At 69.0% G+C, this 23978-nt stretch carries 29 protein-coding genes; 14 read left to right on the top strand and 15 right to left on the bottom strand.

The features are described 5' to 3' along the window. Positions 1–13: 13 nt before the first annotated feature. The 3 genes from ACYVLQ_RS12825 to ACYVLQ_RS12815 all read left to right on the top strand — a co-directional run bounded on the left by ACYVLQ_RS12825 (position 14) and on the right by ACYVLQ_RS12815 (position 2471). Entirely contained in the window at positions 14–730 is a 717-nt protein-coding gene (locus ACYVLQ_RS12825; RefSeq protein WP_460697653.1) for a TetR family transcriptional regulator, read from the top strand. A 144-nt stretch (positions 731–874) separates the two neighbouring features. After that, complete coding sequence (locus ACYVLQ_RS12820) at positions 875–2032, top strand: acyl-CoA dehydrogenase (RefSeq protein ID WP_460697652.1); 1158 nt, start codon at positions 875–877, stop codon at positions 2030–2032. A 100-nt stretch (positions 2033–2132) separates the two neighbouring features. Continuing rightward, the gene (locus ACYVLQ_RS12815) at positions 2133–2471 is read left to right on the top strand and encodes a hypothetical protein (RefSeq protein WP_460697651.1); all 339 of its coding nucleotides are present in this window, start codon (positions 2133–2135) and stop codon (positions 2469–2471) included. Here ACYVLQ_RS12815 and ACYVLQ_RS12810 read toward each other — a convergent pair. Further along, positions 2468–2758 carry a GNAT family N-acetyltransferase gene (locus ACYVLQ_RS12810; RefSeq protein ID WP_460697650.1) on the bottom strand — a complete coding sequence of 97 codons (291 nt, stop codon included), beginning with the start codon at positions 2756–2758 and terminating at the stop codon, positions 2468–2470. The genes ACYVLQ_RS12815 and ACYVLQ_RS12810 overlap by 4 nt on opposite strands. A gap of 57 nt (positions 2759–2815) precedes the next feature. Next, positions 2816–4174 carry an FAD-binding oxidoreductase gene (locus tag ACYVLQ_RS12805; RefSeq protein ID WP_460697649.1) on the bottom strand — a complete coding sequence of 453 codons (1359 nt, stop codon included), beginning with the start codon at positions 4172–4174 and terminating at the stop codon, positions 2816–2818. A 61-nt stretch (positions 4175–4235) separates the two neighbouring features. Here ACYVLQ_RS12805 and ACYVLQ_RS12800 point away from each other — a divergent pair, with 61 nt between their 5' ends. After that, the gene (locus ACYVLQ_RS12800) at positions 4236–4556 is read left to right on the top strand and encodes a GroES family chaperonin (RefSeq protein WP_460697648.1); all 321 of its coding nucleotides are present in this window, start codon (positions 4236–4238) and stop codon (positions 4554–4556) included. Between the two features lie 28 nt (positions 4557–4584). On the opposite strand, the gene ACYVLQ_RS12795 is transcribed toward ACYVLQ_RS12800, so the two are convergent. The 3 genes from ACYVLQ_RS12795 to ACYVLQ_RS12785 are packed head-to-tail and all read right to left on the bottom strand — an operon-like array spanning position 4585 to position 5866. Next, the gene (locus ACYVLQ_RS12795; protein ID WP_460697647.1) at positions 4585–5235 is read right to left on the bottom strand and encodes a Type 1 glutamine amidotransferase-like domain-containing protein; all 651 of its coding nucleotides are present in this window, start codon (positions 5233–5235) and stop codon (positions 4585–4587) included. Between the two features lie 5 nt (positions 5236–5240). Then, positions 5241–5420: a hypothetical protein gene (locus tag ACYVLQ_RS12790; RefSeq protein WP_460697646.1), complete on the bottom strand. Its 180-nt coding sequence runs from the start codon at positions 5418–5420 to the stop codon at positions 5241–5243. After that, positions 5417–5866, bottom strand: a complete 450-nt coding sequence (locus tag ACYVLQ_RS12785; protein ID WP_460697645.1) for an HIT domain-containing protein — start codon at positions 5864–5866, stop codon at positions 5417–5419. Before ACYVLQ_RS12785 ends, ACYVLQ_RS12790 begins: the two co-directional genes overlap by 4 nt. Positions 5867–6172: 306 nt before the next feature. Between ACYVLQ_RS12785 and ACYVLQ_RS12780 the strand changes: the two genes are divergently transcribed. The 3 genes from ACYVLQ_RS12780 to ACYVLQ_RS12770 are packed head-to-tail and all read left to right on the top strand — an operon-like array spanning position 6173 to position 9045. After that, the gene (locus tag ACYVLQ_RS12780; RefSeq protein WP_460697644.1) at positions 6173–7312 is read left to right on the top strand and encodes a Re/Si-specific NAD(P)(+) transhydrogenase subunit alpha; all 1140 of its coding nucleotides are present in this window, start codon (positions 6173–6175) and stop codon (positions 7310–7312) included. Then, positions 7312–7629, top strand: a complete 318-nt coding sequence (locus tag ACYVLQ_RS12775; RefSeq protein ID WP_460697643.1) for an NAD(P) transhydrogenase subunit alpha part 2 — start codon at positions 7312–7314, stop codon at positions 7627–7629. Before ACYVLQ_RS12780 ends, ACYVLQ_RS12775 begins: the two co-directional genes overlap by 1 nt. Positions 7630–7632: 3 nt before the next feature. Next, the gene (locus ACYVLQ_RS12770) at positions 7633–9045 is read left to right on the top strand and encodes an NAD(P)(+) transhydrogenase (Re/Si-specific) subunit beta (protein ID WP_460697642.1); all 1413 of its coding nucleotides are present in this window, start codon (positions 7633–7635) and stop codon (positions 9043–9045) included. A 51-nt stretch (positions 9046–9096) separates the two neighbouring features. Here the strand turns inward: ACYVLQ_RS12770 and ACYVLQ_RS12765 are convergent, their stop codons facing one another. After that, positions 9097–9882, bottom strand: a complete 786-nt coding sequence (locus ACYVLQ_RS12765) for a maleylpyruvate isomerase family mycothiol-dependent enzyme (protein WP_460697641.1) — start codon at positions 9880–9882, stop codon at positions 9097–9099. Between the two features lie 390 nt (positions 9883–10272). Here ACYVLQ_RS12765 and ACYVLQ_RS12760 point away from each other — a divergent pair, with 390 nt between their 5' ends. Beyond that, on the top strand, positions 10273–10587 hold the full coding sequence (locus tag ACYVLQ_RS12760) for a hypothetical protein (RefSeq protein ID WP_460697640.1): 315 nt from the start codon (positions 10273–10275) through the stop codon (positions 10585–10587). Positions 10588–10595: 8 nt separating this feature from the next. On the opposite strand, the gene ACYVLQ_RS12755 is transcribed toward ACYVLQ_RS12760, so the two are convergent. From ACYVLQ_RS12755 to ACYVLQ_RS12740, 4 genes are all read right to left on the bottom strand, one after another. Then, a complete protein-coding gene (locus ACYVLQ_RS12755) occupies positions 10596–10874 on the bottom strand; it encodes a hypothetical protein (protein WP_460697639.1) in 279 nt (92 codons plus the stop codon). Positions 10875–10937: 63 nt separating this feature from the next. Next, positions 10938–11726 (bottom strand): oxidoreductase, encoded by a 789-nt coding sequence (locus ACYVLQ_RS12750; RefSeq protein WP_460697638.1) that lies wholly within the window; start codon positions 11724–11726, stop codon positions 10938–10940. A 70-nt stretch (positions 11727–11796) separates the two neighbouring features. Next, complete coding sequence (locus ACYVLQ_RS12745) at positions 11797–12372, bottom strand: TetR/AcrR family transcriptional regulator (protein ID WP_460697637.1); 576 nt, start codon at positions 12370–12372, stop codon at positions 11797–11799. A 53-nt stretch (positions 12373–12425) separates the two neighbouring features. Then, entirely contained in the window at positions 12426–13622 is a 1197-nt protein-coding gene (locus tag ACYVLQ_RS12740; RefSeq protein WP_460697636.1) for an MFS transporter, read from the bottom strand. A gap of 198 nt (positions 13623–13820) precedes the next feature. Between ACYVLQ_RS12740 and ACYVLQ_RS12735 the strand changes: the two genes are divergently transcribed. Next, entirely contained in the window at positions 13821–14849 is a 1029-nt protein-coding gene (locus tag ACYVLQ_RS12735; protein ID WP_460697635.1) for an AraC family transcriptional regulator, read from the top strand. 102 nt (positions 14850–14951) lie between these two features. Next, positions 14952–15344, top strand: coding sequence for an acyl-CoA thioesterase (locus ACYVLQ_RS12730; protein ID WP_460697672.1), 393 nt, complete (start codon positions 14952–14954; stop codon positions 15342–15344). 1 nt (position 15345) lies between these two features. Here the strand turns inward: ACYVLQ_RS12730 and ACYVLQ_RS12725 are convergent, their stop codons facing one another. The 3 genes from ACYVLQ_RS12725 to pdhA are packed head-to-tail and all read right to left on the bottom strand — an operon-like array spanning position 15346 to position 18851. Further along, positions 15346–16749 (bottom strand): dihydrolipoamide acetyltransferase family protein, encoded by a 1404-nt coding sequence (locus ACYVLQ_RS12725; protein WP_460697634.1) that lies wholly within the window; start codon positions 16747–16749, stop codon positions 15346–15348. A gap of 27 nt (positions 16750–16776) precedes the next feature. Further along, complete coding sequence (locus ACYVLQ_RS12720; RefSeq protein WP_460697633.1) at positions 16777–17757, bottom strand: alpha-ketoacid dehydrogenase subunit beta; 981 nt, start codon at positions 17755–17757, stop codon at positions 16777–16779. After that, positions 17754–18851, bottom strand: coding sequence for a pyruvate dehydrogenase (acetyl-transferring) E1 component subunit alpha (gene pdhA, locus ACYVLQ_RS12715; RefSeq protein ID WP_460697632.1), 1098 nt, complete (start codon positions 18849–18851; stop codon positions 17754–17756). The genes ACYVLQ_RS12720 and pdhA overlap by 4 nt, the downstream gene beginning before the upstream one ends. Positions 18852–19187: 336 nt before the next feature. Between pdhA and ACYVLQ_RS12710 the strand changes: the two genes are divergently transcribed. The 3 genes from ACYVLQ_RS12710 (at position 19188) to ACYVLQ_RS12700 (ending at position 21975) form a co-directional block, all read left to right on the top strand. After that, complete coding sequence (locus ACYVLQ_RS12710; RefSeq protein WP_460697631.1) at positions 19188–19745, top strand: Lrp/AsnC family transcriptional regulator; 558 nt, start codon at positions 19188–19190, stop codon at positions 19743–19745. Positions 19746–19829: 84 nt separating this feature from the next. Beyond that, positions 19830–21044, top strand: coding sequence for a benzoate/H(+) symporter BenE family transporter (locus ACYVLQ_RS12705; protein WP_460697630.1), 1215 nt, complete (start codon positions 19830–19832; stop codon positions 21042–21044). Between the two features lie 118 nt (positions 21045–21162). Continuing rightward, on the top strand, positions 21163–21975 hold the full coding sequence (locus ACYVLQ_RS12700; protein ID WP_460697671.1) for a sulfurtransferase: 813 nt from the start codon (positions 21163–21165) through the stop codon (positions 21973–21975). 164 nt (positions 21976–22139) lie between these two features. On the opposite strand, the gene ACYVLQ_RS12695 is transcribed toward ACYVLQ_RS12700, so the two are convergent. Then, positions 22140–22844, bottom strand: a complete 705-nt coding sequence (locus ACYVLQ_RS12695; protein WP_460697629.1) for an HNH endonuclease family protein — start codon at positions 22842–22844, stop codon at positions 22140–22142. Between the two features lie 76 nt (positions 22845–22920). Next, a complete protein-coding gene (locus ACYVLQ_RS12690) occupies positions 22921–23283 on the bottom strand; it encodes a hypothetical protein (protein ID WP_460697628.1) in 363 nt (120 codons plus the stop codon). A gap of 294 nt (positions 23284–23577) precedes the next feature. Here ACYVLQ_RS12690 and ACYVLQ_RS12685 point away from each other — a divergent pair, with 294 nt between their 5' ends. Then, positions 23578–23943: a YybH family protein gene (locus ACYVLQ_RS12685; RefSeq protein ID WP_460697627.1), complete on the top strand. Its 366-nt coding sequence runs from the start codon at positions 23578–23580 to the stop codon at positions 23941–23943. Positions 23944–23978 lie beyond the last annotated feature (35 nt).

Below are 23978 nucleotides of genomic sequence, written 5' to 3'. Positions count from 1 at the left end.
GCGGCCGGGTGCGATGAGTAGCTCCGGGGATACGCGGTTCCGGCTCACGGTGGTCGATCACGCACTGCGGTTGTTTGCCGAAAAGGGTTACGAGGCAACGACGGTCGACGAGATCGCCGAGACCGCGGGGATCTCGCGCCGCACCTTCTTTCGGCAGTTCCGCTCCAAGGAGGACGTGGTCTTCGCCGACCACGAGGAGCAGTTGGCCCGGGCGCAGGCGTATCTCGATGCGGCACAGGAAGATCCGTGGGACGCGGTATGCGAGGCCGTGGTAGGGGTGTTCGAGCGGTTCACGCAGACCCGGGAGCTGGCGGCGCGGCGGTACCGGGTGGTGCGGCAGGTACCGGCGCTGCGCGATCGCGAGATCGTGACGGTGTTCCGCTACGAGCGGCTGTTCACCGACTACCTGCGGTTCCGGCTGCCCGAGGCGGGGGATCTGGCGCTGATCCAGTTCACGGCCGCGGTCACCGCGACGCACAACTATCTGCTGCGGCGGATGGTGCGCGCGACGCCCGAGGCGGGCTCGCGGGCCGCCCGACACGCCCGCCCGGATGCCAGTGCCGCGGATCTGCGGGCGGCGTTGGCGACGATTCCCCGCGGGGGACGCGCGGGTGACGGCGCGGAGATGGTGGTCGCGGTGTTCCCGCGAGACATGCCGCCGCGACAGGTCGCTGACCTGGTCGCGCGTCGGCTCGGTAATCTGAGCGAGCAGGAAACACGGACACCGTGACACTCGGTGCCACGTGAAATAGAGAACATCCATGCACGTGGCCGCGATGTTGGGCCCTATACTCGATTCAGACTGGCACTGAGTGCCGATGCGCTGGAGATTCGCGGATTCCGGCGACACACCCCGACGACCAGGAGCGCACCCATGGCGGGAAACCCCGACTTCGACCTGTTCGAACTCGACGACATCCACAACGAGTTGCGCGCGGCCATTCGCGGCCTGGCGGAGAAGGAGATCGCACCGCACGCCAAGGACGTCGACGAGCACTCCCGGTTCCCGCAGGAGGCGCTCGACGCGCTCAACGCCGCCGGTTTCAACGCCGTGCACGTCCCCGAGGCCTACGGCGGCCAGGGCGCGGATTCGGTGGCGACCTGCATCGTGATCGAGGAGGTCGCCCGGGTGTGCGGCTCGTCGTCGCTGATCCCGGCCGTGAACAAACTCGGCACCATGGGCCTGATCCTCAACGGGTCGGAGGAGCTCAAGCAGCAGGTGCTGCCGGATATCGCCAACGGTGACATGGCCTCCTACGCGCTGTCCGAGCGCGAGGCCGGTTCCGACGCCGCGAGCATGCGCACCCGGGCCAAGCAGGACGGCGACGGCTGGGTTCTCAACGGCTCCAAGTGCTGGATCACCAACGGCGGCAAGTCCTCCTGGTACACCGTGATGGCGGTGACCGATGCGGAGAAGGGCGCCAACGGCATCTCGGCGTTTCTGGTGCACAAAGACGACGAGGGCTTCGTGGTCGGCCCGCTCGAGCACAAGCTCGGCATCAAGGGATCGCCCACCGCGGAGCTGTACTTCGAGAACTGCCGGGTACCGGGCGACCGCATCGTCGGCGAGCCGGGCACCGGCTTCAAGACCGCGCTGCAGACCCTCGACCACACCCGCCCGACCATCGGCGCACAGGCCGTCGGCATCGCGCAGGGCGCGCTGGACGCCGCGATCGCCTACACCAAGGACCGCAAGCAGTTCGGCAAGGCCATCGCCGATTTCCAGAACACGCAGTTCATGCTCGCCGATATGGCGATGAAGGTGGAGGCCGCGCGCCTGATGGTCTACACCTCCGCCGCGCGCGCCGAGCGGGGCGAGCAGAACCTCGGGTTCATCTCGGCGGCCTCGAAGTGCTTCGCCTCGGATGTGGCGATGGAGGTCACCACCAACGCGGTGCAGCTGTTCGGCGGCGCCGGGTACACCACCGACTTCCCGGTCGAGCGAATGATGCGCGACGCCAAGATCACGCAGATCTACGAGGGCACCAATCAGATCCAGAAGCTGGTCATGGCCCGCGCAATTCTTCGGTGAATTTATTCGACCGATCAGACCGTTCTTGCATTTGTGCTTTCAGTCGCAATCGGGCGAATTGGGGCTATCGAACCAGGCGTGCACGGAGCACTATTGATGCATGGCCGGAGTCGAGATCAACGACAGATTCGTCCGGCGTACGTTGGACAACGGACGGATCGAAGAGGTTGCGTGGCACGATCTTTCGGAGGTCCGGATCATCACCACCGCGGATGGTCCGTTCGCCGATGACGTGTTCTTCGTGCTGATCGGCGCGAAGGGAAACGGCTGTGTCGTCCCGCATTCGGCGGCCGATACCGCATTCCTGCTCCGTTTGCAGCGACTGCCGGGTTTCGACAATGCCAAGGTGATCGAGGCGATGGGCAGCGTCACCGATCGGCAGTTTCTGGTGTGGCGACGCGACAGCCCGGCGCAGAGGCGCCGGGCCGTTCGCAACTAGGCCACCAGGTCGGCGTACTCGCGATGCTCGCCGATGAACTTCTCGACATACCAGCAGGTGGGAACGATGGCGAAGCCCGCGGCGCGGGCGTCCCGCAGCGCGAACTCGACCAGCTGCGCGGCGACGCCGCGGCCGCGGAACTCCGGGAATGTCAGCGTGTGCTGGATATCGCGGATCTGCCGGTCGCCGTCGACGCGGTCGGCGTAGTCGGCGTACCCGGCGAGGGTGTCGTCTAGGTAGATCTCGTAGCGGGTGTCGGCGACATTGTGCTCGAGCCTGGTCGTCATGTGCGGTGAAACTCCTCGATGGCGTCCGTTGTTCCTTGTTCCTACACCACGGCGTTCCTACAGCACCGCGCCGGGATTGAGGATGCCGTGCGGGTCGAGCGCGTCCTTGACGCGCCGGGTCAGCGCCATCACGTCCGGGCCCAGCTGATCGGGGAGCCAGGCCTTCTTGAGGCGGCCCACGCCGTGCTCGCCGGTGATGGTGCCGCCCAGCGCGATGGCCAGGTCCATGATCTCGCCGAACGCCCGCTGGGCGCGGGCGGTCTCGTCGGCGTCGGTCGGGTCGTGCACGATCAGCGGGTGAGTGTTGCCGTCCCCGGCGTGCGCGATCACCGAGACCAGGACGTCGCGGCGCGCGGCGATCTCGGCGATGCCGGTGACCAGTTCGCCCAGGCGCGGCAGCGGCACCCCGACGTCCTCGAGCAGCAGCGTGCCCTTGCGCTCCACGGCGGGGATCGCGAACCGCCGGGCCGCGGCGAAGGCCTCGCCCTCCTCGGGATCCTCGGTGCTGAAAACCTCTGCCGCCCCGGCGGATTCGCAGGCGGCGACGATGGCGGCGGCCTCCTCGGCGGCGTACTCTCCCGGCGCGTCCGATCGGGCCACCAGCAGGCCCGCCGCCGAGCGGTCCAGGCCCATCCGCAGTTCGTCCTCGACGGCATTTATCGCCACCGCGTCCATGAACTCCAGCATCGAGGGCCGCAGCCGCGCGGTGACGGCCAGGATCGCCTCGGTGGCGGCGGTGAGCGTGGTGAACGTGGCGACCACGGTGCTCTGCGGCGGCTGCGCGGGCAGCAGTCGCAGCGTGAGTTCGGTGATGACGCCGAGAGTGCCCTCGCTGCCGACGAAGAGCTTGGTCAGCGACAGTCCGGCGGAGTCCTTCAGCCGCGGCCCGCCGAGGCGCACCGCGGTGCCGTCGGCCAGCACCACCTGCATGCCGAGCACGTAATCGGTGGTGACGCCGTACTTCACGCAGCACAGCCCGCCGGCGTTGGTGGCCGCGTTGCCGCCGATCGAGCAGATCTCGAACGACGACGGATCCGGCGGATACCACAGCCCGTGCTCGGCCACGGCACGCTTGACCTCGGCGTTCAACAGTCCCGGCTGCACGACGGCGGTGCGGGTCACGGGGTCGACGGTGATCTCGCGCATGCGCTCGGTGCTCAACAGCAGCGCGCCGGGCTGCGCGGTGGCCCCGCCGGACAGTCCGGTGCCTGCCCCGCGCGGCACGACCGCGACCCGGTGGTGATCGGCCCACTTCAGGATGATCGAGACCTGCTCGGTCGTAGCGGGCCGCACCAGCGCCAGCGCCGTCCCGGCGTCGGGGTCCAGGGCCCGGTCCTGGCGGTAACCGGCGAGAATATCCGGGTCGGTGACCACCGTGTTGCCCGGTAGCAGTGCGGCGAGGCCGTTGATGTCCACACCCTCGAAACTAGACCCGTCTCCCCGAGGGCACGGAACCGCCGCGGAGTACGCTGCCCCGGTGTCCGACGCCAAGCTGGAGATCCAGATGCTGCACGACCGGGTGATGGTTCGCATCTCCGAGGAGCCCGGGGAGCGCCGCAGCAGCGGCGGCATTCTGATTCCGGCCACCGCCCAGGTGGCCAAGCGCCTCTCCTGGGGTGAGGTGTGCGGTGTGGGATCGCACGTGCGCAGCGTCGGCGTCGGCGACCGCGTGTTGTTCAGTGCCGATGACCAATTCGAGGTCGAGGTCCAGGGCCAGGCGTACCTGGTCATGCGCGAACGCGACCTGCACGCCGTCGCCAGCGAACGCCCGGAACACGGTACGGGGCTGTACCTGTAGACCATTTCCGGCATGTGTGCGAGGGTTGTCACGCCGTGGAGGTCAGTACGTCGACCCGGTTTCCGTTGACCACGACCGCGTCGTTATCGGTGAGGGCCCAGTGCGGTACGCCTTCGGTGCGGAAGCGTTCGGCGAGTCGGGCGCAGTCGCCGGTCGGGTCGGTGTCCGGGGAGTTCACGTGCGGGACGATGCGGTGGTCGACCAAATCCAGTCCGTCCCAGCGGGGTTCGACGCCGCAGGCGGGGCGGACCTCGGCTGGGTCGTCGACTTGCTCGATGCCGTGCAAGTCTGGGGTGAGCAGGCAGGCTCCCGCGCTGTATCCGGCGTAGGCCAGCGCGTCCTCGGACAGCAGCTTGCCGAGGACGAGATCCGCTTCGCTGCGGGCGAATTGGGCGCGCAGCACGAAGGTGTTGCCGCCGCGCACCCACAGCAGGGGGAAGCTCCGCAGGGCGCGCTCCAATTCCGCCGTGCGGCCGATGTAGTCGCGCAGGTCGAGCACTTCGGGTCGAAATCCCAACCGGCGCAAGGGGGTCAGGTCGCTGGTTACCGCGCCCTGCCACACCGCGGGCCAGGCATCGCAGGCGTTCGGGATCACGGCGACCCGGCCCGGCGTGCCGATCAGTCCGGCGAGCCGGTCGTAGTGTGCGCCGAAACGGTAGCTGGACAGGAACAGTCGCATCGGTCTCAGATGGTGAAGGCCAGGTTGCGGACCAGGCGGTCGCCCAGCTCCGTATCGCCGGTGATCGCGAACTCGCCGCCGTGCGCGTCGGCGGTGTTCCGCCCGCCGCGCAGCCGCGCGAGCTGGTACCACTGATCGGACAGCGCCCTGGTGAGCGTGGCGCGGTCGAACGACGGTGTACTCATGCGCGTGACTCCCGCTCCTCGTCCTCGAGCCGGTCCAACCCGGCGCGGATGGCCGCCGCGGTGGTGGCGGTGTCGTGCGGACGGCGCAGGACGAAACCACGGGCGAAGGTGAACAGATCGCCGCGCTGCCGCGGCACCACGTGCAGGTGCACGTGGTGGACGGTCTGGAAGGCCGACTTCCCGTCGTTGAGCACCAGATTCGCGCCGTCGGCGCCGAGATCGCTGCGCCGCAGCGCCTTGGCGAGGCGATGGCCCAGGCCGAAGATCCGCGCGCCCAGCTCGTGATCGAGATCGTCCAGGTCGGTGGCGTGCTGCTTGGGGATCACCAGGGTGTGCCCGCGGGTGATCGGCCGGATGTCGAGGAACGCGCACAGGGTCTCGTCTTCGTAGACCTTGGTCGCGGGTGCGGTACCCGCGACGATCCCGCAGAAGCTGCAGCCACTCACGGGGCAGACATTACGGCGTACGAGGAATCGGTGATACCCCTGCCGCGCAGCAGGAATTTTCACCGGGCCATGTGACGTTGATCTCCGCTACGCTCACGGCTGCGCCTCGCTGGCGCTCGGCTCCGCCGTCAGCGTGGGCGCACTGTGTCCTCGGTTCACTCGCTGCGCTCGCTCACGGCTGGCCAGGTACAGTTGCCAGGATTCGCACAAACCTACTGCAAAGTAAGTTAGGGATCGCCGGACCGGTTACAGCGGCCCACCATGGATATGGGGGCCAGCTGCCACCACGAGTAAGGAAGTTGACCAGTGGAGACAACGCAGAGCGCAGACGCGGACGCGCCGCGCGGGACGTCTGTCGGAGTCGTGCGCGAGACCAACGCCGGCGAACGACGCGTCGCGTTGGTGCCGAAGATCATTCCCACCCTGTCCGAGCGGGGTGTGCGGGTGATCGTCGAGTCCGAGGCCGGGCTGGGCGCGCTGATTCCCGACGAGGCCTATGTCGAGGCGGGCGCCACCCTGGGCGATCCGTGGTCGGCGGACGTGGTCGTGAAGGTCGCGCCGCCCAGCGACGCCGAGATCGCGAAGCTGTCGAAGGGCCAGACGCTGATCGGGTTCCTCGCGCCCCGCAATGCCGACAACAAGATCGGCGCGCTGAAAGACGCGGGTGTCCAAGCGTTCGCGGTCGAGTCGATTCCGCGCATCTCGCGGGCGCAGGTGATGGACGCGCTGTCGTCGCAGGCGAATGTGGCCGGATACAAGGCGGTGCTGCTGGCGGCGTCGGAGTCCACGCGGTTCTTCCCGATGCTGACCACGGCCGCGGGCACGGTGAAGCCGGCGACGGTGCTGGTGCTCGGCGTCGGCGTGGCCGGTCTGCAGGCGCTGGCCACGGCCAAGCGGCTGGGCGGGCGCACCACCGGCTACGACGTGCGCCCGGAGGTGGCCGATCAGGTGCGGTCGGTGGGCGCGCAGTGGCTGGATCTGGGCATCGATGCCGCCGGTGAGGGCGGGTACGCGCGCGAGCTCACCGATGACGAAAAAGCCCAGCAGCAGCAGGCTTTGGAGGACGCCATCAAGGGTTTCGACGTGGTGATCACGACCGCGCTGGTACCCGGGCGCCCCGCGCCGCGGCTGGTGACGGCCGCCGCGGTGGAGGGCATGAAGCCGGGCAGCGTGATCGTGGACCTGGCCGGTGAGACCGGCGGCAACTGCGAGCTGACCGAACCGGGCAAGACCGTCGTGAAGCACGAGGTCACGATCGCGTCGCCGCTGAACCTGCCCGCGACCATGCCCGAGCACGCGTCGGAGCTGTACTCGAAAAACATTGCCGCCCTGCTGGATCTGATGGTGACCGACGGCGCGTTCGCCCCCGATTTCGCCGATCAGGTGCTGGCGGATTCGTGCGTCACCCGCGACCCCGAGGACGCGGCGGAGAAGGAGCAGAGCTGATGTACACCGAACTGCTTGCCAATATCGCGATTCTGGTGCTGTCCGGCTTCGTCGGCTTCGCCGTCATCTCGAAGGTGCCCAACACCCTGCACACCCCGCTCATGTCGGGCACCAACGCCATTCACGGCATCGTGGTGCTGGGCGCGCTGGTGACGCTGGGCCGCATCGAGGATCCGTCGATCGCGACGCAGCTCATTCTGTTCGTCGCCGTCGTCTTCGGAACCCTCAATGTCATCGGCGGTTTCGTGGTGACGGACCGGATGCTGGGCATGTTCAAGGGCAAGAAGCCCAGCGCGGTCGAGAAGGCGGGGAAGTAACCCATGGACAACCTGGTCAATATTCTCTACATCGTCTCCTTCGCGCTGTTCATCTACGGCCTGATGGGCCTGACGGGCCCGAAGACGGCCGTGCGCGGCAACTGGATCGCCGCGGTCGGCATGGGCATCGCGGTGATCGCGACCCTCATCGCCGTGCGCGACACCAGCAACTGGATCCTGATCATCGCCGGTCTGGTTGTCGGTGTGGCGCTGGGCGTTCCGCCCGCGAAGTTCACCAAGATGACCGCGATGCCGCAGCTGGTGGCCGCGTTCAATGGCGTCGGCGGCGGCACGGTCGCCCTCATCGCGTGGTCGGAATTCCTGAATACGCAGGGCTTCTCGCGGATTCACGAGGAGCCGACGGTGCATATCGTGGTCGGCTCGCTGTTCGCGGCGATCATCGGCTCGGTGTCGTTCTGGGGCTCGCTGATCGCCTTCGGCAAGCTGCAGGAGATCCTGCCCGGCCGCCCGATCGGCGTCGGAAAACTGCAGCAGCCCTTGAACTTGCTGCTGCTGGCCGGATCCATCGCCGCGGCGGTCGTGATCGGCGTCGGCGCCGCCGGTGACGGGGTGCCGGGCTGGTGGATGGTGCTGCTGTTGGTGCTGGCCGCGGTGCTCGGGCTGATGGTGGTGCTGCCCATCGGCGGCGCCGATATGCCGGTGGTCATCTCGCTGCTCAACGCGCTGACCGGATTGTCCGCCGCGGCAGCCGGTCTGGCGCTGAACAACACCGCGATGATCGTGGCGGGCATGATCGTCGGCGCCTCCGGTTCCATCCTGACCAACCTGATGGCCAAGGCGATGAACCGGTCCATTCCGGCGATCGTCGCGGGCGGATTCGGCGGTGGCGGAACGGTTCCTGGCGCCGGGGGCGGCGAGCAGAAGCAGGCCAAGGCGACCAGCGCGGCCGACGCCGCGATCCAGATGGCCTACGCCAACCAGGTCATCGTCGTCCCGGGCTACGGCATGGCCGTCGCCCAGGCCCAGCACGCGGTCAAGGAGATGGCGAACCTGTTGGAGGCCAAGGGCGTCGAGGTCAAGTACGCCATCCATCCGGTCGCGGGCCGCATGCCCGGGCATATGAACGTGCTGCTGGCCGAGGCCGAGGTGTCCTACGACGCGCTCAAGGAAATGGACGACATCAACGGCGAATTCGGGCGCACCGACGTGGCTTTGGTGATCGGCGCCAACGACGTCACCAACCCGGCCGCCCGCGAGGACTCCTCGAGTCCCATCTACGGCATGCCGGTGCTCAATGTCGACCAGGCGCACAGCGTGATCGTGCTGAAGCGCTCGATGAACTCCGGCTTCGCGGGCATCGACAACCCGCTGTTCTACGCCGATCACACCTCGATGCTGTTCGGCGACGCGAAGAAGTCCGTCGGCGCGGTGACCGAGGAACTCAAAGCGCTGTAAGCGGTTTCGCGGGCGGCCCGCACTCCCCACCGGGGTGCGGGCCGCCGCGCGTCAGGGCGTGATGCGCGAGGCCAGCAGGCGGCGCACGGGTTCGGCATCGCCGTCGATCGTCACCGTGGACAAGTCCGCGCGACCCCAGAACATGAGCAGCAGTTCCTCCGCGGTGCCGCGGAGTTCGGCCGCCACCGCGGGCAGGGCGCCGGTCGGTGCGGGGCCGAACGCCTCGTACTCCGGCGGCTCGGACGATCCGGTCGGCGCCAGGATCCAGCGAGCGTCCCGGTCGGTGCACGAAACCGCAACCGGCGCAGCGAGATCGACGGGCGGCACCTGCCATGCCGGCCGTCGGTAGACCCACACATCGAAGATCTCCGAGAGGCCGTCGACGGCGAGATCGGCGTCGTAGTTCGTGATGGCGTCCTGTGCCTGCCGGGCGTCGACGACGTGCATGGTGAGCTCGTGGCACTGCCGTCGCGACCAGAATCCGGCCGTGCGATTGGACGGCTGCATCGTCCACGCGGGCGCCGCCGGATCGGTCGATTCCAAGACCTTCAGCAGGTCGTCGAAGCAGCGGCGGTACCAGTCGGCCAGATCGTCGTCCGGACCGGGCGGCGTGGCGGTGTGACGCGGCCCGTTCTCAGGGTCTGTGACGTTCGCGCGAGCCCACTGATGCACCTCGCCGAGGTGCACCACGAGATCGCGGAGCGTCCAGCCCGGGCAGGCCGGAACGACCGCGTCCAATGGCCCGGTCTGCGTCGCCGCGACCATCGAGTCGGCCGCCTGCTGCAGGCGCTCCTGATATTCGGCCGCCGTGAGTAGCCCGTTGGGAAAGTCGGTCATGATCACCATCATGCCGACTCCCGGCGTGCCCCTCATCCCGGCATGTCTCCGCGTTCGGCGTCCCTCTTCATTCGGGCGTGCCGCCGCGTTCGGCGTGCCTTCTCGTTCCGGGCGTGTCTCTGTGTTCGGCGCGCCTCTTCATTCCCGGCGTGCCGGCGCCTTCGGTGTGTCTTCTCGTTCCGGGTGTACCGCCGTGTCCGGTGTGTCTTCTCATTCCCGGCGTGCTTTTGGCAGGGGCCATGCCGGAACAGGGGTTCCGGCCAAAGCATGCCGGAATCAGGACGGCCCGAGGCGGGGACCGTGGGTGGTCGCGGTCGCGTATTACGCTGGCCCAATATGGAATTCCCCGCGTCGGGGGTTGGCTCGCCGCGGTAACCGAAAGGGGCGGGAATGACATTGCGCGAGAAGTTCGCCGTACCGGCGGCCGACAGCGCCCTAGTCTACGGGGTACCACACGAGACGGCGGACGGGTCGACGGTGATCACCGTCGCCGGATCCGGCGGCCTGCTGCGTCCGGCCCCGCGGCCGGTCGGGATATTCGTGATCCGCGAGGGCGAGGTGACGTGGAAGCCCGCCGTGGACGAGAGCAGGATCGCCTTGGTCGCGGTCCTGACAGGGTTGCTGGCGACCGTCTTCACCACCCTCGCGGTGCTGCGCCGCCCGCCATGGCCCGAGCTGTCGTTCCACAAGACCGAACGCATCTGACGGGTGACTCAGCGGTATCCGCGCTCTCGGGCCTCGACCGCGTCCTTCGCCGCCTTCAGCGACGTCGCCGGGTACAACTCGCGATAGACCTTGATCGCCTGGATCTTCTTGCCCTGCGTCAGCAATTCGTCGACCTCGGCCATGCGGAAGCCGTCGACGACCGGCTGGGACGGTGAAACCGGCGGCGGCGGAAGGGGATCGGCGATCTGCAGGTGCCGCATGATCGCGTCCAGCTTGCGCTCGATGCGCTCCATGCGGCGTTCGAGGCGCCGGTGGTTGTCGAACATCCCCGCACTCTATCGGCGGTATCGATGCGGGGCGCGGGGATTTCCGCGCGCCTCGCGACCGAGTCAGGCGGTCTTCAGCGCCCCGCCGTCGATGACGTAGTCGGAGCCGAGGATATTGGCGGACCTGGGCGACGCCAGGAAGGCGATCAGCGCCGCGATCTCTTCCGGCTCCGAGATCCGGCCGGAGGTCGCACCGAACCGCTCGGCGGCGTTCGTCAGCAGCTCTTCCTGCGAGATGCCCTGTGCCTCGGCGATTTTCGCGCCGAAGCCGCGCGGATCCCGCCACAGCGGCGTGCCGACCACGCCCGGGGACACCGTATTGACCCGCAGGCCCCGCGGCCCGAACTCCTCGCTCAGCCGCTTGCCGAGCGAGGTGAGCGCGGCCTTCGCCTCGCTGTAGGCGACCGGCCCCGCCGCCGGGATTCGCGAGTTGATGGAGGAGACGTTCACGATGGCGCTGCGGCGCTCCAGCAGGCTCGGCAGTGCCGCCCGGGTGGTCCAGACGGCACTGAACAGGTTGAGGTCGAACAGGTTTCGCCACTGTTCGTCGGTGATGTCCAGGAATCCGCCGAGCAGCAGGCTTTCCGCGTCCCCGCCGCCGACATTGTTCACCAGGATGTCGATGCCGCCCAGTTCGGACACCGCCGCGTTCACCGCCGCGGCGGCGCCGTCGGCGGTGGCGAGGTCGGCGGATACCGCTGCGACGCTGGCCTTTTCGAGCTCCGGCGAAATCGTGCGCGCGGCGCCGACGACGCGCACGCCCTCGGCGGTCAGCTCCTCGGCGACGGCCAGACCGATGCCGCGACTGGCACCGGTGACGAGGGCGGTCTTGCCGGTCAGTTCGAGATCCATGGGGATATCCTTTCTTGAACTACAGGTCAAAAATTAGGGCAGGAGAGAAGGCCGCCGGGGCGGCGGGAGGTCAGAGGGTGGACAGGGCGGTATCGATGATCTTGTGTAAGGCGCGACTGTCGTAGGTCTTGGCCATGACGCGCAGGCCTGCGATGGTGTTCATCAGGAACTCCGCCGCCGCCTGCGGGTCGGTGTCGCGATCGACATCGCCGTCGCGGCGGCCCCGGTCGATACGGGCGGCGAGCGCGGCGGTGGTGTGATCCTGCATGTTCCGCAGGGCGCGGCTGATCTCCGCGTCCTGGGCGGCGAACTCCGTCGCGGTGTTCACCGCCAGGCAGCCGCGCCGGATCGGTTGGGCCGCATCGGAATCCACGAGGTGGTGGAGGAATCCGCGCAGGCATTCGCGGGTGGTCCCGGGCCGGGACATGAAGTCGGCGGCCAGTTCCGTGTGCATGCGGTCGTAGCGTTCCAGCACGCGGTCGAACAGCTCCCGTTTACTCCCGAAGGTGTTGTACAGGCTGCCTTTTCCGATGCCGGTGCATTCGGCCAGCTGTGCCGGGGAGGTGTTGGCGTAGCCGTAGGTCCAGAAGGCGTCCATGGCCAGATCGAGCACCGTCTCCGGTTCGAAGTTGCGGGGCCTGGCCATGCGGGAGACGGTACCTATTTTTGTCCTGGAGGTCAATAAGGGTTGGGTCGGCGCTAGTCGGTGGCCGCGATCCGCGCGAACCAGGCCGACAGCACGACCAGGACCAGTGGGAAGACCAGTGCCGCGGTCAGCGACGTGGGCTTGGACAGCCAGCCGATCACCGACGGCCCGGCCAGGAAACCGAGATAGCCGAGGCTGAACACCCGGGACATGTCGGTCGCGGCCGTGGATGTGCCGAGATTGCCCGCGGCGCTGAAGATCTGGGGGACGCCGCCGGAGAGGCCGATGCCCAGCAGCGCCCAGCCGAACAGGGTGAGCGGAATCCACATCGAGGTGATGATGAGCACGAGTCCGGCCGCGGCGAGCACCGAACCCCAGCGGACCACCGCGACCGGTCCGAAGCGGCCGCTGACCCGGTCGGCGCCGAAGCGGCCCACGGTCATCGTGGTGGAGAAGGCGCCGAATGCCAGCGCCGCGGTGGCCTCGTTCGCGCCGAGATGTTCGCGCAGTTGCAGCGCGCTCCAGTCGTTGGCGACACCCTCGGTCATCAGCAGGGCGAACGCGATCGCCGCCAGCGCGAAGACCTTGCGCGGCCGCTTCGATACCGCCGTGGGCGATCCGGGCCGGTCGGCGGCCGTCTCGGCATCGGCCGGAACGGCGGCGGCAGCCGGGTCGTCGACCCGGGGCAGTAGCCGGGGCACACTTGCCGCCGCGACGGCGAGGCCGCATGCCGCGGCGATCGCGAGCGTGGTCAGCAGACTCCACCCGATGTGCATGGCGGCGGCACCGGCCAGCGATCCGGCCAGGCCGCCACAGGAGAACAGTGCGTGGAACGCCGACATGATCGGCCGCGGATACTCCCGCTCGACCAGCACCGCCTGGGCGTTCATCGACACGTCCATGGCGCCGTTGCCGAATCCGAAGACGATCAGGGCGACGACGAGTTGCAGCGGGCCGGTCGCCAATCCGGGTCCGAGTATCGACAGCGACAGCCAACACGCCGCCGCGGCGACCAGTGTGCGGCTGCCGAATCGGTCGGCGAGCGGCCCGGCCGCCTGCATCCCGGCGATGGCACTGACCGCCATGAGCAGGATGAATATGCCCAGCGTGGCATTGGACACCCCGGTGCGGCCCGTGATCGCCGGGATGTGCACCACCCACATGGAGGCCACGAAACCGTTGAGCCCGAACACCGCGAACACCGCGGCGCGTGCCATCCGGACCGGGGGAGCGAGCGTCGAAGCAGCCATTGATTCGACGGTACCGGTGCCGGGCACCGGTAGCTCCCCGTTGCCCCTGCCACCCGAGGCGCCGTTGCCGTGGTGGCCAGGTTCCGAAACTTGTCCGGTTTCAACCGGTTTCGACTTCATTCTATTCCGGGGCACCGACAAGTTTCGGCGCCCGGAAACGGGCTTGAGAAGGCGGGGGCCATCTGCGAGAGTTTGGGGGTGGACCCGCTGGAAAGCCTGCTCGAGGGACCGCGGGCGCGCGGCGCCTTCGTGATGCGCTCGCTGCTCGAGCCGCCGTGGTCGCTGCGGGTCCGCGACGAGTCGCCGCTGACGGTGGTGGCGGTGGTGCGCGGCAGCGGCTGGATCGTGCCCGACCAGCGCGGCGGTTCCGAGCCTGCCGAGCAGGCTGGGCCCGGATTCCCCGCGCCGGGGCCGACCGCTCCCCGCCAGCTGCGGGAGGGCGATGTGGCGATCATCCGCGGTCCGGAGCACTACACCTTCGCCGACGATCCGTCGACCGAGCCGCAGGTGTACATCAATCCCGGTCAGATCACCACGACGCCGGAGGGCGAGGTGCTCTGCGAGACATGGAGTCTCGGCGTGCGCGGCTGGGGGACCGATCCCGACGCCGCGACCATGCTCGTCACCGGCACCTACGAGCAGGAGAGCGCGGCGAGCCGACGGCTGCTGCGCGCCCTGCCCCCGCGGATCGTGCTGCCCGGCGCCGAACTCGACAGCCCGGTACTCGAGCTGCTGGTCGCGGAGAGCGCCAAGGACCGCCCCGCGCAGGGCGCCATGCTGGACCGCCTGCTCGACCTGTTGCTGATCGCCACCCTGCGCGCCTGGTTCTCCCGCAACGACGCCCCGGCCTGGTACCACGCCTACGCGGATCCGCTGGTGGGCAAGGCCCTGCGCCTGCTGCAGCACAATCCGGCGCACCCGTGGACGGTGGCGTCGCTGGCCACCGAGGTGGGGGTGTCGCGGGCGGCGCTGGCCCGCCGGTTCACCGATCTGGTCGGCGAACCGCCGATGGCATTCCTCACCGACTGGCGCCTGGCCCTGGCCGCCGATCTGCTGCACGACTCGGACGCCACGGTCGAGGCCATCGCCCGCCGCGTCGGCTATGGCAGCGCCTTCGCGCTGAGTACCGCGTTCAAGCGGCATTTCGGTGTCAGCCCCCGGGAGCATCGCATGTCTTCGATGGCGGCGGACCGGGGGTCTGCCGTGGCATCGCAGGCCGGTTCCTGACCTGACCCGCAGGTGGTCGTTGCCTCGTTGTGCCGCGGTCCACCGCGCCTGACTATTGTCGGCCGGGTGACGACGCAGCAGGACTACCCGGTGCTCTGGCCGATGCCGACCCGGTGGGCGGACAACGACCACTACGGACACGTCAACAACGTGACCTATTACTCGTACTTCGACACCGCGGTCAACGGCTGGCTGATGGACGCCACCGGCACCGATATCCGGGAACTGCCCGCCATCGGGGTGGTCGCGCAGACCTCCTGCCAGTTCCTCGGCTCGCTCAGTTTCCCGGACCGGTTGCGCGTCGGCCTGCGTGTCGCCCGCCTCGGCCGCACCAGCATCACCTACGACCTGGCCATCTTCCGCGAGGACGGCGACGCCCTCGAGCTGGCCGCGACGGGCACCTTCGTACACGTCTACGTCGACGACCAGACCCGCAAGCCGATCGAGATCCCGGAGGTGATCCGCAGCGCCGCAGCGCAATTGGTCGTGGGGTAGGTCAGATCCTGCCCAGTAGGGTCAGCGGATCCTCGAGCAGCGAGGCCACCGTCGCCAGGAATCGGGCGCCCAGTTCGCCGTCGATCATGCGGTGATCGAAGCTCAGCCCCAGGGTCGTCACCCAGCGGACGGCCAGTTCGTCGCGATACACCCACGGCTGCTTGCGGATCGAGCCCAGGCACAGGATCGCGCCCTCACCCGGATTGACCAGCGGCACACCGGTATCGACGCCGAACACGCCGACATTGCTGATGGTGAACGTGCCGCCGCGCAGATCCGTCGGCGCCGCCCGGCCGGTGCGGGCGACGTCGGCCAGCCAGCCGATCTCCCGGCACAGTTCGCGCAGGCTCAGCGTCTGCGCCTCCTTGACGGTGGGGACCAGCAGGCCGCGGTCGGTGGCCACGGCGATGCCGAGATTGACGTAGTGCCGGGTGACGATCTCCTTGTGCTCCTCGTCCCAGACCGAGTTGATGCCGGGGAACTCGGCCATCGCGGCCAGCGTCGCCTTGGCCACCAGGGCCAGCGGCGTCAGCGTGAGTCCCGTGAACGAATCGGTGCTGCGCAGATGGTCGAGCAGTTCCATCGACGCGGTGAAATCCATGGTGGCGAACGCGCTGGCCTGCGGGATGGTGCGGGCGCTGGTCACCATGGCCGCGGCGGTGCGCTTGCGCACGCCGGTGACCGGTGTGCGAGTCTCGCGCGCGGACGGGATGGAACGGATGATGCCGCCGTCGGGTCGCATCGTGGGCACCGGCGGCGCGCTCGGCCGCGGCGCGTCGTCGTCCGAATCCGTGTCCTGCCGAATCCGGCTGGGCGGCTGCGAGACCGGGACCGCATGGCGGACATCGTCGACGGTGACCGCGCCGCCCGGGCCGGAGCCCGCGACGAAGGCGATATTGATGCCCAGCTCACGGGCCAGCTTGCGGGCGGCCGGAGTCGCCGGGGGACGGCCGGGCATATCGGGATAGGTCGGAGCGGGCGCCGTCGAAGTCTCCGAGGAATCGGATTGTGCCGCAGTGAGATTCGCGGCGCGAAGGCGACGCGAGGTGGGCTCGCCCTCCGGCCCGTAGCCGACCAGGACCGATTGCCGATCCGCGGACGGCGTGTCGGGTGCGGCGGGGGTGACCGCGAATTCGGTGGCGACCCGGATCAGCGGCGCGCCTACCGGCACGGTGTCGCCGGGCTGCGCCAGCAGCTCCAGCACCTTGCCGGAGAACGGGCAGGGCATCGCCACCTGGGCCTTCGCGGTCTCCACCTCCGCGATGGTCTGGTTCAGCTCCACCTGGTCGCCGACGGCCACCGCCCACGAGACCAGCTCGGCCTCGGTCAGTCCCTCGCCGAGATCGGGGAGCCGGAACTCCAGCACATGGTTCTGGTCGTCGTCTGCTGCAACCGGGTCTTCCAACGGGCACCTTCTGTCTGAACGGGCTGGTCAGGCGGCAAGCGTGCGGTCGACCGCGGCCAAGATGCGGTCGGGGTCGGGCAGGTGGTGCCGTTCGAGCTTAGCCGGGGGGTAGGGGATGTCGAAGCCACCGACCCGCAAAACGGGCGCCTCCAAGTAGTAGAAGCACCGTTCGGCGATGCGGGCGGCGATCTCGGCGCCCAGCCCGGCGAACACCGGCGCCTCGTGCGCGACGATCAGGCGGCCGGTGCGGCGCACCGACTCCTCGACGGTGTCGAAGTCGATCGGCGACAGGCTGCGCAGATCGATCACCTCCAGCGAATGCCCCTCGCCCGCCGCGATTTCCGCCGCCGTCAGCGCGGTGCGGACCATGCCGCCGTAGGCGACGACGGTGGCATCGTCGCCGTCGCGGCGGATCCGGGCGCGGTCCAGCGGGAACGGATCGTCGTCGAGGGCCGCGAAGTCGACGTCGGCCTTGTCCCAGTAGCGGCGCTTGGGCTCGAAGAAGATCACCGGGTCATCGAGCGAGATCGCCTGGCGGATCATCAGATACGCGTCGGCCGGATCGCTCGGCGCGACCACCCGCAGCCCTGCGGTGTGCGCGAAGTAGGCCTCCGGCGACTCGGAGTGATGCTCCACCGAGCCGATGCCGCCGCCGCACGGAATGCGAATCGTCAGGGGCGCGAACACCTTTCCCTGGGTGCGGTAGTGAATCTTGGCGACCTGGGAAACGATCTGGTCGAAGGCCGGATAGACGAAGCCGTCGAACTGGATCTCGCAGACCGGCCGATAGCCGCGCAGCGCCATGCCGAAAGCCGTTCCTATGATGCCGGATTCGGCGAGCGGGGTGTCGATGACGCGGTTGTTGCCGAAGTCCTTCTGCAGCGTGTCGGTCACCCGGAAGACCCCGCCCAACCTGCCGATGTCCTCACCCATCAGCACGACCTTCGGATCGTCCTCCAGCGCTCGGCGCAGTCCGGTGTTGAGGGCGCCCGCGAAGGTGGTGATCATGACCGGACTCCTTCCGTGGCTGTGCCGTCCGCGAGATAGGCGGCGTATCGTCGCCTTTCCTCCTCGATCAGCGGGTGCCGGGTGGTGTAGACGTGCTCGAACAGCTGCGCTGGATCCGGATCGGGCATATCGATGGTCGCGGCGCGCAGCAGCCCGCCGACCTCGTCGGAGCGGGCCTGCACCCGTCGCTCGAAATCGCTGTCCCACAGGTCTTCTCGCTCCAGGAGCCGCCGCATCCGGTCGATCGGGTCGCGGCGCTGCCAGACCTCGTTCTCGGCTGCCGAGCGGTAGCGGGTGGGGTCGTCGGCGGTGGTGTGCGGACCCATCCGGTAGGTGATGGCCTCGACGAACGACGGGCCGCCTCCGGTGCGGGCGCGCGCCACCGCCTGCCGGGTCATCGCCAGCACGGCCAGCGCGTCGTTGCCGTCCACCTGCACGCCCGGGATGCCGTAGCCGTAGGCGCGCCGCACGATCGGCGTCGGGCTCTGCACGCGGACCGGCTCGCTGATGGCCCACTGGTTGTTCATGCAGAAGAACACCACCGGCGCGCTCCAGGACGCGGCGAAGCCGAGCGCCTCGGCCATATCGCCCTGGCTGGTGGCGCCGTCGCCGAAGTAGGTGAGCACCGCGATCTCGGCGCCGTCCAGGTGGGCGGCGTAGGCGTAGCCGGTGGCGTGCAGGCCCTGCGCGCCGACCACGATGGCGGGGTTGGTCATATTGATCTCGGCCGGATCCCAGCAGAAATGGGCGGCGCCGCGCCACAACCGGGTGATCTGGCTCGGGTCGACGCCGCGGCAATAGGCGACCCCGGCCTCGCGGTAGCTGCAGAACACGTAGTCGTCGGAGTGCAGGGCGTGTGCCGAGCCGATCTGCGCGGCCTCCTGGCCCAGCAACGGCGGCCACAGGCCCAACTGCCCCTGGCGTTGCAGCGCGGTCGCCTCCACATCGATGCGGCGGGCGACCACCATGTCCTCGTACAGCTGTCGCAATTCGTCGGGCCCGACATCGGATACCAGCGCCGCGTGCTCGCGGTCGAATACGCGGCGTCCGTCCGGCTGGACCAACTGCACCGGGTAGGTGATCGGGTCGGCCATAACCCTTGCCTCCTGTCCGTCGCTGCGCCGGGGTCTCCGTCCTGGCGACGTAAGAGAGTGTGCTATATCACACAGCATCCACTATTGGGCGTCTTGCGCAAGTATGGACACGCTAAGTGGGCAGAATGCTTGGGTAGAGGGTCGTCTCCGCTTGCATACTGCCTCGAGTGATCAGATCCGCGATCTGCCGGGCCGTCGCTTCGTCAGCCGGGCTAGCGCTGTCGGCTCCATCGGGCATGTCGAGTCATGCCGCAGTGGGCTACCTGCGCAGGTCATGACGTGCGGGTTGGGCAGAATGCTCGCGTGTGGACTGTGATGGCTGCCATACTGCGTTGCATGTCTAGTGGAGAGCCTGTCGGAGCCGTCGTCGATGCCACCGATGCGCGGCTGTTGCTGGAGCTGATCGCCAACCCCCGGGCCACCGGGGTGGAACTGGCTACCCGGCTCGGGTTGTCGCGCAACACGGTTCAGGCCCGGCTGGCGCGCTGGGAGGCGGGCGGCGTGCTGGCCAGCTTCGAGCGGCGCGTCGACCCGCGCGCCCTCGGATATCCGCTGGCGGCCTTCGTCGCGGTGGTGGTCGACCAGCACACGCTGGATTCGGTGGTCGACGAATTGGCCGAGGTGCCGGAGGTGACCGAGGTCTGTGGCATGACCGGCCCCACCGACCTCACCGTCCGCGTGGTGGCCCGTGACGCCGACGATCTCTACCGCATCGCGGGTCAGATCCTGAAGATCCCGGGCGTCGAGCGCACCAACATGGCCCTGGTGATGCGCCAACTCGTCGGCCCGCGCACGGCCCCTCTCCTGCGCCGCCTGGCGGTCCCCAACGGCGTTGCCCCCCGCCCGGATTCGCCCCGCTCCCGAACTCTCGGCCTCTCGCCCCGCCCCCGCTGAACCCCGCACCCGCTGGGTGAAGTCAGGCCAGTTTCGGGGGATTGGATCCTGACTGGACTGGTACGGGTTGGCGACGATGGCGCCGTGACTGCCACCGCTGATGCCGAATCGAACGTTGTCGCCGAGTCCGATGTGGGGGCGCTGCATCCGGTCGGGGCCGGGGTGGTGACGGCGCTGGTGGGGTTCACCAGCTCTTTCGCTGTGGTGTTGGCCGGGTTGCGAGGCATGGGGGCGACGCCCGCCCAGGCCGCGTCGGGGCTGCTGGCCGTCTGCGTGACGCAGGCCGTGGGGATCGTGCTGCTCAGCCGCCGGTACCGGATGCCGATCACGCTGGCCTGGTCGACTCCGGGCGCCGCGCTGCTGGCGAGCACCGGGGCGGTCGCCGGTGGCTGGCCCGCGGCCGTCGGGGCTTTCGCGGTGAGCGGCGTGCTGATCGTCCTGACCGGGTTCTGGCAGCGGCTGGGCAAGCTGATCGCCGCCATTCCGGCCGAGATCGCGCAGGCGATGCTGGCGGGGGTGCTCCTGCCGCTGTGCCTGGCGCCCATGCACGCGCTGAGCACCAGTCCGGCCGTGGTGATTCCGGTGCTGGTGGTGTGGCTGGTGCTGCAGCGGTTCGCGGCACGCTGGGCGGTGCTGGCGGCATTCGTGACGGCCGCGGTCGGGGCCGGTATCGACATCGCCGTCACCCCCCGCCCCCTGGACCTCGCGACGATGCTGCCGCGGGTGGAATGGACTGTGCCGCACTGGAGTTGGCAGGCGCTGATCGGCGTGGCGGTGCCGCTGTACATCGTCACGATGGCCGCGCAGAACATTCCGGGGACGGCGGTGATGAACTCGTTCGGCTACCGGGTGCCGTGGCGGGCGGCGATGAGCACGACCGGGCTCGGGACGATCGCCGGTGCCTTCGCGGGCGGGCACGCCATCAACCTCGCCGCGGTCAGCGCCGCGCTGGCGGCGGCGCCGGAGGCGCATCCGGATCCGCGGCGGCGCTGGATCGCGGCATTCAGCGCGGGCTGGACATATCTGGTGCTCGCGCTGGCCTCGGGCGCGCTGGTGGCGCTGGTCGCCGCCGCGCCGCCGGGCGTGCTGGAAACCGTTGCGGCCCTTGCTCTGATCGCCACGCTGGCGGCCGCCCTGGCCGCGGCGCTGGGATCGGCGGAGCACCGGCTCGCCGCCGCCGTCACCTTCGGGGTATCGGCCTCCGGCATCGCGCTGCTGGGTATCGGCGCGGCCTTCTGGGCCTTGGTCGCGGGACTGCTGGTGCGATGGGTGCTGCACAGGACACCGCGGGCGGCCTGAACGGAAGCTCGGGGCTGGGTCTCGGGCGCGGACTCGGATCGACAGTGCGGCGCTTGTCGTAGGGTGGGTGTGTTCGCGTACCGGCTACGGATCTGACAGAGGAGCTGGCTTGACCGCGGTGTTGATATCGGCCGAAGATCTTCGGAAAGTGCTGTCCGACAGTGGTTCCCGCGTGCATGTGCTGGATGTGCGGTGGGCGCTCGGCGATCCGGACGGACCGCAGCACTATCTGGACGGCCACATACCGGGGGCCGTATTCGTCGATCTGGAGACCGAACTGGCCGATCCACCGTCCCCGGCGCGCGGCCGTCATCCGCTGCCGGAGCTCGCCCACCTGCAGAAATGTGCCCGCAGCTGGGGGCTTCGCGCGGGCGAACCGGTCGTCGTCTACGACGCGACGGGCGGCATGGCCGCGGCCCGGGCCTGGTGGCTGCTGCGGTGGGCCGGTGTGAACGATGTGCGCATCCTCGACGGCGGCCTTCCTGCATGGGAACGCGCGAGCGGCGAGCTCACCACCGGTAGCGAGCCCGACCCGGCTCCCGGCGACGTCGTGTTCAACCCCGGCAATATGCCGGTCACCGATGCCGACGGCGCGGCCGCCTGGTCGGGCCTGCTGCTCGATGCCAGGGCGGGTGAGCGCTACCGCGGTGAGACGGAGCCGGTCGACCCCCGGGCCGGGCACATCCCGGGCGCGGTGAGCGCGCCGACCGCCGAAAACCTCACGGCCGATGGGACTTTCAAGTCGCCGGACGAACTGCGCGCGCGTTTCGCCGACTACGGCTCCGGCCCGGTCGCGGTCTACTGCGGGTCGGGCATCACGGCCGCACATCAGGTCGCGGCCTTGGCCGTCGCCGGAATCGACGCCACGCTCTACCCGGGCTCGTGGTCGCAATGGTCCAACGACCCCAAGCGCCCGGTCGCCACGGGCTGAACCTCCCCGCACCCCTTACCTACTCCCGCACTCCTCGCAACGCCGGTAAGGGGTGCGAGGTGATGCGAGGGGTGCGACGAGCTGTGGCGGTCGACCGTTGCGGCGAGGCCGAGAAAGCGCGTGGTCTCGTTGATCGCCGCGGTCTGCCCGAGCATGGCAAGCGGTCAAGGGCAGCCGCGAGCGACGCGTTGCAGGGCGTCGCGATCGGCGCGGGTGATCGGCAGGTCGTATTGGGTTGCGGTGGTGAGGTATTTGCCTGCGTAGAAGCAGCGGTAGGCGCGGGCCGGGGGTAGCCAGTCGGCGGGGGTGCTGTCGCCCTTGTCCTCGTTGGTCGCGCCGTCGACGGCCAGCAGGTTGAAGTCGATGTCGTTGGCGAAGCGAATGCGCTGGGGCAGGGGCCAGCTCGCGGCGCCCATATCCCAGGCGGCGGCCAAGGGATAGATGTGGTCGATCTGCACCTCGCGCGCTCGGGACTTGTCGAATTCGATGCGCTTGCCTGTGTAGGGGTCTTGCAGGATGCCCGCGATCACGACGCAGTCGCGCGTGCCGGGGCGGTGGGCGACCCCGCTCAATTGCCCGGTGAGCACGTTGTTGCGGGTGTCGCAGCCGTCATGGCCGCCGCGGCCGTCGTAATCGTCGGACCACGCCGGGCCGAATACGCAGCCCTCGTCGACGCGGCAGCCGCGCTGATAACCGCCCGGGCGCGGACGCTTGTCGATCACCCGGGCCGCGGAGAGCAACGCCTCCACCTGGGCGCGAGTGGGACTGCCCGGTGCGGGCGGCCCCTCGCTCAGCATCGAACAGCCCGCGACCAGTACCACGACGGCCAGCGCCATCGGTCCCCACCACGCCCACCCACCCCGCTGCATGTCTCAGGTCTATACCCCGGCACCGACAACCGGCCGGAAAGCCGAGGAACGACCGGTGTGTCCGCGGTGTGTCGGGCTACAACCAGGCTCGCGCCAGCAGGTCGTCGGCTGGCATCTCGGCCGCCTGGGGCGGGAAGCGAGTTGCCGCGATCGACTCCACCCGCGCGCCGTCGTGGCCGATCAGCCACGAGCCGCCGCGCTCCTCGCACTCGGCGATCTTCGCGAACGTCGTGAGCAGGAAGGTGATCGCGTCGCGCGGATCCACGGTGCGCGCGAGCCGCTGCGATTCGCCGGGCCGCGACAGATCCAGCCACACCCCGGACTGTCCGTCCAGACGCATGCCGACGATCTTGGCGGTGTCGACGAAGGTGAATTTGCGCCGCTCCCACGGCGTGGTCGGCGTGAAACTCTGCTCGAGTGCCTGGAGCAGAATCGTCATCTTCACTGCCCTCCTCGTGCGCCATCTGCTGCGGCGCCGATCCGGTGCGCTCCCCGCTACGGGGGCACCGAACCATGGTCCTAGCGCGGATGCGATTGGGTTGTGTCGCCGCAAAAGCACGGCCGATTCCGTTCGTCGCCCGTGACCAGCGGATATCCCAGTATGTTCGATTTCCGGCCCAATTGGTATAGCGGTCGGCGCTCACATTCGTCCCTGCTGCGTCGTCGGATTACCGACACCACAGAGACCGTTGCCGGGCAGCCGGTTGCGGCCGGAATCTCGAACGGGGCCACGATGACTGCGAATGAATCCGAAATCAGGGCACTACTGGAGAGCCGCACCGAGGCGCAGCGGTCGAAGGATATCGACCGGCTCATGTCGTTCTATTCCCCCGACATCGTCTACTACGACGCGGTGGCTCCGCTCCGCTTCACCGGAACCGGCGAGGTGCGCCGCAATTTCGCCCGGTGGTTCGACGGCTATGTCGGCCCCGTCGGCCTGGAAACACACGACCTGACCATCGTGACCAGCGGAGACGTCGCGTGTGCCACTATGTTGCACCTGGACTCGGGAAAGCGCAGGGGCGGAATCGAGTTGCCGATGTGGGTGCGCTTCGGCCCACGCGCGTTGTGGCGTAAGGCACGTGCGAGGCCTGCGTGACGGCTGGGACGTAATGCCCACCGGCCGCGTGCAAC

The sequence above is a fragment of the Nocardia thraciensis genome (genome assembly GCF_054782435.1).
This window is presented reverse-complemented; position numbering and strand designations above follow the sequence as displayed.

Bases quoted from the DNA above. Each gene is read 5' to 3' on its own strand.
- ACYVLQ_RS12710 (WP_460697631.1), top strand. From the start codon at position 19,188: ATGTCTAGTGGAGAGCCTGTCGGAGCCGTCGTCGATGCCACCGATGCG.
- ACYVLQ_RS12760 (WP_460697640.1), top strand. From the start codon at position 10,273: ATGACATTGCGCGAGAAGTTCGCCGTACCGGCGGCCGACAGCGCCCTA.
- ACYVLQ_RS12755 (WP_460697639.1), bottom strand. From the start codon at position 10,874: ATGTTCGACAACCACCGGCGCCTCGAACGCCGCATGGAGCGCATCGAG.
- ACYVLQ_RS12765 (WP_460697641.1), bottom strand. From the start codon at position 9,882: ATGACCGACTTTCCCAACGGGCTACTCACGGCGGCCGAATATCAGGAG.
- ACYVLQ_RS12795 (WP_460697647.1), bottom strand. From the start codon at position 5,235: ATGCGACTGTTCCTGTCCAGCTACCGTTTCGGCGCACACTACGACCGG.
- ACYVLQ_RS12685 (WP_460697627.1), top strand. From the start codon at position 23,578: ATGACTGCGAATGAATCCGAAATCAGGGCACTACTGGAGAGCCGCACC.
- ACYVLQ_RS12695 (WP_460697629.1), bottom strand. From the start codon at position 22,844: ATGCAGCGGGGTGGGTGGGCGTGGTGGGGACCGATGGCGCTGGCCGTC.
- ACYVLQ_RS12750 (WP_460697638.1), bottom strand. From the start codon at position 11,726: ATGGATCTCGAACTGACCGGCAAGACCGCCCTCGTCACCGGTGCCAGT.
- ACYVLQ_RS12775 (WP_460697643.1), top strand. From the start codon at position 7,312: ATGTACACCGAACTGCTTGCCAATATCGCGATTCTGGTGCTGTCCGGC.
- ACYVLQ_RS12690 (WP_460697628.1), bottom strand. From the start codon at position 23,283: ATGACGATTCTGCTCCAGGCACTCGAGCAGAGTTTCACGCCGACCACG.
- ACYVLQ_RS12740 (WP_460697636.1), bottom strand. From the start codon at position 13,622: ATGGCTGCTTCGACGCTCGCTCCCCCGGTCCGGATGGCACGCGCCGCG.
- ACYVLQ_RS12810 (WP_460697650.1), bottom strand. From the start codon at position 2,758: ATGACGACCAGGCTCGAGCACAATGTCGCCGACACCCGCTACGAGATC.
- pdhA (WP_460697632.1), bottom strand. From the start codon at position 18,851: ATGGCCGACCCGATCACCTACCCGGTGCAGTTGGTCCAGCCGGACGGA.
- ACYVLQ_RS12745 (WP_460697637.1), bottom strand. From the start codon at position 12,372: ATGGCCAGGCCCCGCAACTTCGAACCGGAGACGGTGCTCGATCTGGCC.
- ACYVLQ_RS12720 (WP_460697633.1), bottom strand. From the start codon at position 17,757: ATGATCACCACCTTCGCGGGCGCCCTCAACACCGGACTGCGCCGAGCG.
- ACYVLQ_RS12770 (WP_460697642.1), top strand. From the start codon at position 7,633: ATGGACAACCTGGTCAATATTCTCTACATCGTCTCCTTCGCGCTGTTC.
- ACYVLQ_RS12825 (WP_460697653.1), top strand. From the start codon at position 14: ATGAGTAGCTCCGGGGATACGCGGTTCCGGCTCACGGTGGTCGATCAC.
- ACYVLQ_RS12790 (WP_460697646.1), bottom strand. From the start codon at position 5,420: ATGAGTACACCGTCGTTCGACCGCGCCACGCTCACCAGGGCGCTGTCC.
- ACYVLQ_RS12820 (WP_460697652.1), top strand. From the start codon at position 875: ATGGCGGGAAACCCCGACTTCGACCTGTTCGAACTCGACGACATCCAC.
- ACYVLQ_RS12815 (WP_460697651.1), top strand. From the start codon at position 2,133: ATGGCCGGAGTCGAGATCAACGACAGATTCGTCCGGCGTACGTTGGAC.
- ACYVLQ_RS12730 (WP_460697672.1), top strand. From the start codon at position 14,952: ATGCCGACCCGGTGGGCGGACAACGACCACTACGGACACGTCAACAAC.